Consider the following 7978-nt stretch of genomic DNA (forward strand, 5'->3'; position numbering starts at 1 on the left):
TATCTCTAGCTGCTGTTATCTATCTTTGGCACTGCCCACCCTACATCAATATTCTATTGTGATTAATTCTTTGGTGGGCAGTGCCTACTCATGCTATCCCCAGCTGCTGTTATCTATCTTTGGCACTGCCCACCCTACATCTACATCAATATTTCTGTTCTCTATATTCAGTTGTTAATTGCCTTTTGGTTTTTAAATTGCTCGATTAATTGGGTTAAATTGTTAGGTTCCATGACTTGAGTGTACTGGTGCGCCATTTCCGGTGTTAGGAGTTCTAGCAATAGGGTGTTTTCAATCCACAATTCCATGACATCAAAGTATCCCTTTCGGCTACAGCGAACAACTCGCCATTGTTCTCGTTCACCAATTTTTTCGATTTCTTGTTGATTCAAGGGAACGGCAATGGCGGCATGAGTAGCGGTAAATTTGGAACTAGCTTCATTATTTAAGAACTGTAATTCTTGTTGGTTAGTTCCAGGCTTTAATTCCGTGCCCCTAGGATAAACTTCAATAGCTGTTCCATATTGATCAAAGGCTAAGGTCATATAACTTCCTGGGTGAGGCGCAAATTCAATGCAATTTCCCTTAAAGATTTCTGCTAGTACCGTGGCTACGTGGTAAGGATTATCTGCGGCAATAGATATGTGAAATATCATAAATTTATATCTCTAGAATTAGAGTAGTTTTCAATTGGTTTAGGGACAAAGTTCTGGGTTTTAGGGAACAGCGATCCCCCCTAACCCCCCTTAATAAGGGGGGAAAAGAACAGGGAAGAGATAATAGGGAAGATAGAAGAGGTAAAAAATTATGTGTACCTCATAGCTATGAAAAACGCTGTATTAGTTTTATCTTAGTAGGAGCGCCTAAAAGCTGCATCAAAAGGTGCGCTTGCGTCAAGCGCACCTAAAAGTTGAAAGTGCTTTTAAAAAGGTTAGCAGGGCAAAGGCATCTTGTCAATAAACCGGAGATAGTTATCAATAAACCCTGCTGTAAGCATATGCGCTACGCGCAGGCTAGGCCAACAGCTAATGCGCTACCCGCACCCTAAGCAAATGGCTGAATACTTACCTTGGTATTTTATTGACAATTATTTTCATAAGTAGTCCTACAAAATTTAAATGATATGTAGCTATCCTTGAATATATAAAGGCTAAGCTAACAACCAAAATAAAAATTAATTACACATAATTTATTATAAAAATAGCGAAAATTTTTAATTGTAAATAAATGTATTTTTTTTTATTTACCCCTTGCATTTTTTCCAGGAGTTATCTATACTCTAAAAAGTAACGACTGAAACTAATAACCGCGCTGGTCATAGCCTTAATGAAAATCAGCGCGGTTTTCCTCCCACCTAAATAGGAGTTACTTCTATCATGGCAAAAATATCACGATCATCAATCCTAGCTTTCCACCAAGCCACCCTGCCCTTGGTGAAGGAGGTAGGTTGATATCTAAGCATATGCGCTACGCGCACGCTACGCGAACAGCGGTCAGCGGTCAGCCCTCAGTCCTTAGCCTTTAGCTGATAGCTAATAGCTAATAGCTGATAGCTGATAGCTGATAGCTGATAGCTGATAGCTGATAGCTGATAGCTGATAGCTGATAGCTGATAGCTGATAGCTGATAGCTGATAGCTGATAGCTGATAGCTGATAGCTGATAGCTGATAGCTCCCTAAATTAATAATCCCCTCCAGACCCATAGCGCCATGCGTCTAGCCAACGGTGGAAATAATATCTTGGTTTCGGTGGCAAAGTAGTCAACATGCCACTGAGTAATTTACCTACTGGATACAAACTACTGTAAACGGCTAAATTACTATAATGAACCATCCAATCCAATAGCATCGTTAATCCTACTTGAGGAATCACTGGCACGACTAATGCTGGTTTAGTTAATGATGTCACAAATAGGGTTTTAGATAATCCTGAAAACTTCACTACATCTTGTAAGAAGGGCTTAAGCACATCATCTCCCAGGTTTGCCATGGCTTGGAATACGCCAGTGAGTAATTGATTAATTTGATTTGGTGCTAGTTGTTGCTTGATGCCAACACTCATCGTCCGTTGAAACATCCACGTTACGCCAATATTAGGCTGATAGGGTTGTAGTTGGGCTAAGGCATTCCGGTCTAGCAAATCATACTCCAAGGCTTCATGAATACCGTTACTTAGACGCTTTAAATGTCTGACCATGGAACCAAATCCACCAAAACTGACTGGTGATTGTCCACCACTGCTATCCCCTACAGGTAAAATCCGATTCCAAGGCATTCTTAGGGGACTTTTTTGATAGGAAGGAAAAAAGCCAAACAGTACTCGTTTAAAATCAAGTTGGGATAACTCTACTCCCTGGTATTCTGGTAACAGACGGAAGTATTCGTCACATAAAAATTCTAAACTAGGACGTTCGGGATTAGCATCTAAGTAGGTAAATAAATAGGTTGTTCTACCATCCCGGGCTGGAAATGCTTCCCAGAAATATTGACATTGATTTTGGATAGGAGTGAACGATACAATCAAATCCCCCATCTCATTTTTAGGATAGCCTTCAGCACAGCTACCAACCACTAAACAAACTCCTTCTGGTTTCTGACCTTGCCTGACTTGCTTAACAATTGGGGAAAAATGTCCCATGGCATCGATCAGTAAGCGAGCTTTAACTTGGGTATCCTCCAACTGGTCAACCTTCAAGCCGATTGAGACGCCATCGGGATGAATACTTGCTTGTGTAAAGGATGTCTTTTCAAAGAGCTTACCGCCAGCAGCTAAAAATTTGGCTTTGAGGGTATCGAGCAGAAAGACTGGGTCAACACCAATGTTGAGTACGTCGTTTACCAAGAAATCAGGACCTTGGAAAAAACTGATCCGAGCTGGGTTATACTCGGATGCGATCGCATTTTCTAATTCCGCCGTTGAGAGTAACTCAAGTTCCAGGAATACCTCTAGTTCTTGGCGAGAGATATTCCACTCTTGGTCTCTACCGCGCAAAACCCCCCGTTCAACTACCGCAACTCGCCAGCCTCGCTGTTGTAGAGCAGCACCAATCAGAATTCCCAAGGTACCGCCACAGATTACTACATCCAAGTCTAGGGTGCCTAATCCCTCTTCGGTTTCTGTAATCACCTCTGGGATCTCAGTTGTGCCATCTCGTAAGGCTTTCCAGACTTTGTCAGCATTGCGCAGGCGTCCGAGAACATCACCAGGTAACTGGGATAGGATTTGTTCGGTTTGACTCATGGATGTTGGTTGCTAGTTAGATGCTAAGACTTCCTTTGTTTTATAGCAAGGTAAGTATAGTTTAGGACACAGTATTTTGTTTTAAAGGGAACAGGGAACAGGGAACAGGGAACAGAGGATCAGCGGAACAGGGAACAAAAATTATCACAATTCCTACACGAATCCCTATCCAAACCTTGAACAGGCAACCATTCATCCCGATGGCGTCTCAATAGCTGGCATTAAAGGTACGGTAATTTAGGCAAGTGCGATCGCATCAGCCTGTGAGCCTGGTGAATGAGCCTGTTAGCCTCGCGGTCGAAGCTCTGAGCCTCGTGCTTGAACCTCTTCCACCTCTTCCCACTATTCCCTGTTCCCTGTTCCCTGTTCCCTTTGCTCTACAGCTTAAGACCATAGCCATGTTGAGATTTTTAACAAAATCACTATTCCCAAAAAAAAGTTTGACAATTTGTCATACTTGAATATTAAAATAGTTACCACGACCAAATATTCGTCATTGTTTTGATGCAAAGCGCGAATGGGGGTTTCCCCCTGTTGCCTTGCTCAATCGCTCGTTTAGCCAAAGGAAGCTGTATCCGCCGCCCGGCTTCCTCCCCGCTCAAACTGGGATGGGGTATTCAGCGGCAAGTGAATCAAGAAAATGTTCAAAAAACTAGGTTTAGTTCTTGCTAGCATCTTACTGGCTATCGCCACCTTTGCGATGTCCGTAGCACCTGCTACTGCAGCTACCGTAGAAGTGAAAATGGGTTCGACTAAAGGTTCTCCTATGCAATTTGATAAAAATAAAGTTACCATCTCTGCTGGAGATACCGTTAAGTGGGTTAATACGAAGATGCCTCCTCACAACGTAATCTTCGAGGGAGATGCAGCAGACAAATCTCACAAAAAGCTTGTCTACAAAATAGGTGAATCGTTTACAGCCACATTTGATCAACCTGGAATTTACAGCTATTACTGCCAACCCCACCGTGGTGCAGGTATGAAGGGCACAGTTATTGTGAAATAGTTGCATCAATTAAGCAATATATATCTAGGGATAAGGTGGGCAATGCCCACCTTATTTTGTTAACTTTTGTTATAAGTTTGACAGCCTGTCATTTGACACAGTTCCTCCTCTTAGTGAACGCTAATATCTGGCTCAACGCCATATTGAGAGGAGAAACACTTTGAAAAAAATACTAATTGCGATTCTGCTAGTTTTCGCTTTAATAACCTTGAGCTTCCCTGATTCCGCTTTAGCTGCTGGTGATGCGGCTAAAGGGAAAATGGTATTTAACGCTAACTGCAATGCTTGTCATCAGGGCGGTGTAAACAGAGTCATACCCATGAAAAATCTGAAGAAGGAGGCCCTGGAGAAATTTGGGATGTATTCTGCTGCAGCTATCATCAAACAAGTCACAAACGGCAAAGGAGCTATGCCTCGCTTTGGTGGTCGTTTAAAACCCGACCAAATTGAAGATGTAGCTGCTTATGTTTTACAACAGGCTGATAAAGGCTGGTAGGCTGCATTCAGTGACCAGTTATTAACCAGTTATTAATCAATCATCCCGTAGGGTGCGTTAGGTGCGGTGTAATCAACTACCAACAGTGTAGAGTTGACGCCAGGAGCGCCGTAACGCACCAGCCATAGCTGTTTAAAAATTAATTAAGGTAAGCATATGTGCTATGAGCACGCTACGCGAACAGCAGTCAGCCCTAACTTTGGGATAGACAGAAGGATGTCGATCGCGCGGTCTGCGCCCCTCTGTCTTGCCAAGGATTTTAGCCCGAACCTTCATCGTGCCAAGGCATCGCTACTAAACGAAAACCCACATGATTGGTTCCTGTATCAGGAGCTTGGGACTCTCGTGCTTCAGGACGATAACGGCTGCAATAATTTCGGGCGCAGAGGAAAGATCCGCCTTTAATCACATGGAGTGCCCCTTGATCAGGCTTTTCCGGATCGAAACTACTGCCTTGATCCGGTCCCAATGGATTGAGGCTGCGATCTTTCCCCCTATGACCCACACGATACCAATCTGCGGTTAATTCCCAAACGTTGCCCAGCATATCGTAAAGACCGTAACCATTGGGAGAGAAGGATTCGACCGGGGCAGGACCGAGATAGCCATCGGCTTTGGTGTTGAAGAAGGGGAAGAAGCCTTGCCAGGTGTTGGCTTTGTGAGGGGCATATTGTTCACCAGGGATCGAGGTGTCAGTGTCAAGACCACCCCGTGCTGCATATTCCCATTGGGCTTCGGTGGGGAGCGTTTTACCCACCCAATCGGCATAGGCAACCGCATCTTCATAGGCAATGTGAACAACAGGGTACTTGTCAAAACCTTCAATGGTGCTGTCGGGTCCGTAGGGATGTTGCCAATTAGCACCAACGACCCAATCCCACCAGCTTAAATAAGCTACTTGTTGGATACCCGGTGCAGGGGGCTGAAACACCAGGGAACCGGGCTGTCGTTGCGCTTCGGTTAAGCCAGGGAATTGGTCTTTGGCCAGGGGACGTTCGGCAACGGTGACGTAGCCTGTAGCTTGGACAAATGCTTGATAGTCGGCGTTGGTAACTTCGTGGCGATCGATGCAAAAACTATCCACGGTCACATCAACAGCAGAACGCTCTGAAGGATAGTAGGTGTCGGAGCCGATCATAAAGGTTCCCCCAGGGATCAACACCATACCTTCAGGACAGGGAGAATCGGCAAAAGCCAAAGGTGACGAAGTGAAGACGGTTGGGAAAAGGAAAAGGAGGGAGACCGCCAGCAAAATGCCAACAAGATCACGAGTTAAATTCTTCTGAAGCAAGGAGAAAAACATGGACATTCAAGAACAGTAATCTAAGAGGGGGGTCGGGGCGATCGCAGAGCGGTTGAACCGTTTCGTTTTAGTTCGGGCGATGAGATGAATAAGGGTGGGCAATGCCCACCCTGCTAAAAGTTCGGTACTCGGGTATGTACTCCTATTCCGACCTTAAATCAATACTCGAATTGTGCCTGCAATCCTGATATTTTGCATGGGTTAATGGTAGAACGGAATGGGATTAAGACGGAAGGGCTGCCCGCAGGATGCCTCTACGGACTCTTCAAAGGTTGACATCTGACCGTAGCCCACGTCATCCAACATCACCACAAGGATATTGGGGGCATTTTCAATACCGAAGGTAGAGGGTAATTTCAGGTCTGCCTTTTCGGATTCCGAGTCTTCCTAAGTCAGACCGATTTTGCCCGTGAAAATGGGGTCGGGATGGGGTAAGATCTGCTGGGCCATTGCTGGCAACACAGCAGTATTGAGGAAAAAGGAGAGGGCGATCGCGATCGCGGCGATCGCTCTCCATATTCGGTGCAAAAAACCGTTGAAAAACATGAGTAAAGTCTTACAAAAAAGGGTTGACAAAATTCAGACCGCATCCCAAAACAAGATATGAATCGTTTTGGGATGGTCGGTGGAGGGGAGATCGCAGAACTCGATGCTAGAACAATTCCGAACATATGGGAGTCTCGTTAAATGATGGATCGATATCGATTGTCACCTTCTCAATCTCACCTCCCGTAAATTCAAAGGGAGGTTTGTAGGTGTCACTGACTGGAGCCTGTAGATCCATTCCCACATCCTGAGTATCTACCCCAAATCGCCCCGGAAATGTTGCCTCAATTCGGCTGCAATCCACCGGAGTTGTCATATCGTTGACATAGAGAAAAGCCCTGCCACCACAGCCAAATCCTGCGGAGCAGGTATTGCCGTCGTAGACAAATTCAACCTTAACGCGAGTCGATCCACTCGATAGTGGAGTGAGATCAGTAAGAAGGGTTCGCTCAACATCGACATAGTTATACTCATAGACCAGATCATGGTCTGGAGTGACATAGAGACTATAACCTCCAGCAGTGCCTCCATTGGCCAAAATAACGCCTTGAACGGTTTCCGCATCGCTAATATTTAGATCTGCGGTAATACGGTAGGAGGTGTTAGCAACATTAGGAGCAGAGGCGGCAGGCAGATGGATGGCTCCTGGATAAAACTCGAAGTAGGTGCGATCGCCCAAAACAGTGGGACGTTCGACCAAGTAGCGCTCGGTAAAGCGATCGTCAATAGGCAAGACACCGTATTTGTCTGCTTCGCTATCAAATAGAGCCTGCAGTTCTGCTAATTTGTCTGGATTCTGGGCTGAGAGATCGTCATGCTGGGTAAAGTCTGCGTCCAGATTGAACAATTCCCATTTGTCTTCATCGATCGGACTCGAGCCAGTGGTAATCCAAGGAATTCGGTGGAATGCTGATGCCATCCAACCATCATTGTAAACCCCACGATGGGCAAACATCTCGAAATACTGGGTGTCCCGAGGCGCGGGTTGACTTGCCCCATCCTTCCCGAAAGTATTGGCAAAGCTCGCTCCTTCGAGGGGTTTTTGGCCGATGCCATTAAACTTATTGGGAGGTTGAATGCCAACTATATCCAAGATCGTTGGGGTAACATCGATAACATGGAGAAACTGATCCCGCAAATCTAGGTTTCGGTCTCCTGTGGCTTGGATGCCATCGGGCCAAGAAATCACCATCGGATTGCGAGTGCCACCAAAGTACGAGGCAACCTGTTTGGTCCAACGAAAAGGACTATCCGTAGCCCAAGACCAACCAATGGCAAAGTGAGGCGACGTTTCGGGGCCACCCCAAATGTCTTTGCACTTCAAGTTATCTTCCATCGTCAAGGGAGCGCCGCCCAAGTTCGCAATTTCATTACAGGTGCCTGGAA

8 protein-coding genes are annotated in these 7978 nt (G+C 45.4%); 2 read left to right on the forward strand and 6 right to left on the reverse strand.

Going from position 1 to position 7978, the window contains the following annotated elements:
* Nucleotides 1–167: 167 nt before the first annotated feature.
* The 3 genes from F6K20_RS15295 to F6K20_RS15305 all read right to left on the reverse strand — a co-directional run bounded on the left by F6K20_RS15295 (nt 168) and on the right by F6K20_RS15305 (nt 3241).
* Complete coding sequence (locus tag F6K20_RS15295) at nt 168–656, reverse strand: hypothetical protein (protein ID WP_008188263.1); 489 nt, start codon at nt 654–656, stop codon at nt 168–170.
* An 883-nt stretch (nt 657–1539) separates the two neighbouring features.
* Nucleotides 1540–1704, reverse strand: a complete 165-nt coding sequence (locus F6K20_RS15300) for a hypothetical protein (protein WP_287295193.1) — start codon at nt 1702–1704, stop codon at nt 1540–1542.
* Nucleotides 1682–3241, reverse strand: a complete 1560-nt coding sequence (locus F6K20_RS15305) for an FAD-dependent monooxygenase family protein (RefSeq protein WP_287295195.1) — start codon at nt 3239–3241, stop codon at nt 1682–1684. The genes F6K20_RS15300 and F6K20_RS15305 overlap by 23 nt, the downstream gene beginning before the upstream one ends.
* 640 nt (nt 3242–3881) lie before the next feature.
* Between F6K20_RS15305 and petE the strand changes: the two genes are divergently transcribed.
* Both petE and petJ read left to right on the forward strand, forming a co-directional pair.
* Nucleotides 3882–4247 carry a plastocyanin gene (petE, locus tag F6K20_RS15310; protein ID WP_287295197.1) on the forward strand — a complete coding sequence of 122 codons (366 nt, stop codon included), beginning with the start codon at nt 3882–3884 and terminating at the stop codon, nt 4245–4247.
* 160 nt (nt 4248–4407) lie between these two features.
* The gene (gene petJ / locus F6K20_RS15315) at nt 4408–4743 is read left to right on the forward strand and encodes a cytochrome c6 PetJ (protein WP_009149668.1); all 336 of its coding nucleotides are present in this window, start codon (nt 4408–4410) and stop codon (nt 4741–4743) included.
* 259 nt (nt 4744–5002) lie between these two features.
* Here the strand turns inward: petJ and F6K20_RS15320 are convergent, their stop codons facing one another.
* The 3 genes from F6K20_RS15320 to F6K20_RS15330 all read right to left on the reverse strand — a co-directional run.
* Nucleotides 5003–6046 (reverse strand): formylglycine-generating enzyme family protein, encoded by a 1044-nt coding sequence (locus tag F6K20_RS15320; protein ID WP_009149670.1) that lies wholly within the window; start codon nt 6044–6046, stop codon nt 5003–5005.
* Between the two features lie 387 nt (nt 6047–6433).
* Nucleotides 6434–6592, reverse strand: a complete 159-nt coding sequence (locus F6K20_RS15325) for a hypothetical protein (RefSeq protein ID WP_154659893.1) — start codon at nt 6590–6592, stop codon at nt 6434–6436.
* A gap of 106 nt (nt 6593–6698) precedes the next feature.
* The coding region (locus tag F6K20_RS15330; protein ID WP_287295199.1) for a sulfatase-like hydrolase/transferase at nt 6699–7978 on the reverse strand (1280 nt) is incomplete at its 5' end.

The sequence above is a fragment of the Moorena sp. SIO2C4 genome, from assembly GCF_010672485.1.
In the GTDB taxonomy this organism is placed as follows: Bacteria; Cyanobacteriota; Cyanobacteriia; order Cyanobacteriales; family Coleofasciculaceae; genus Moorena; species Moorena producens.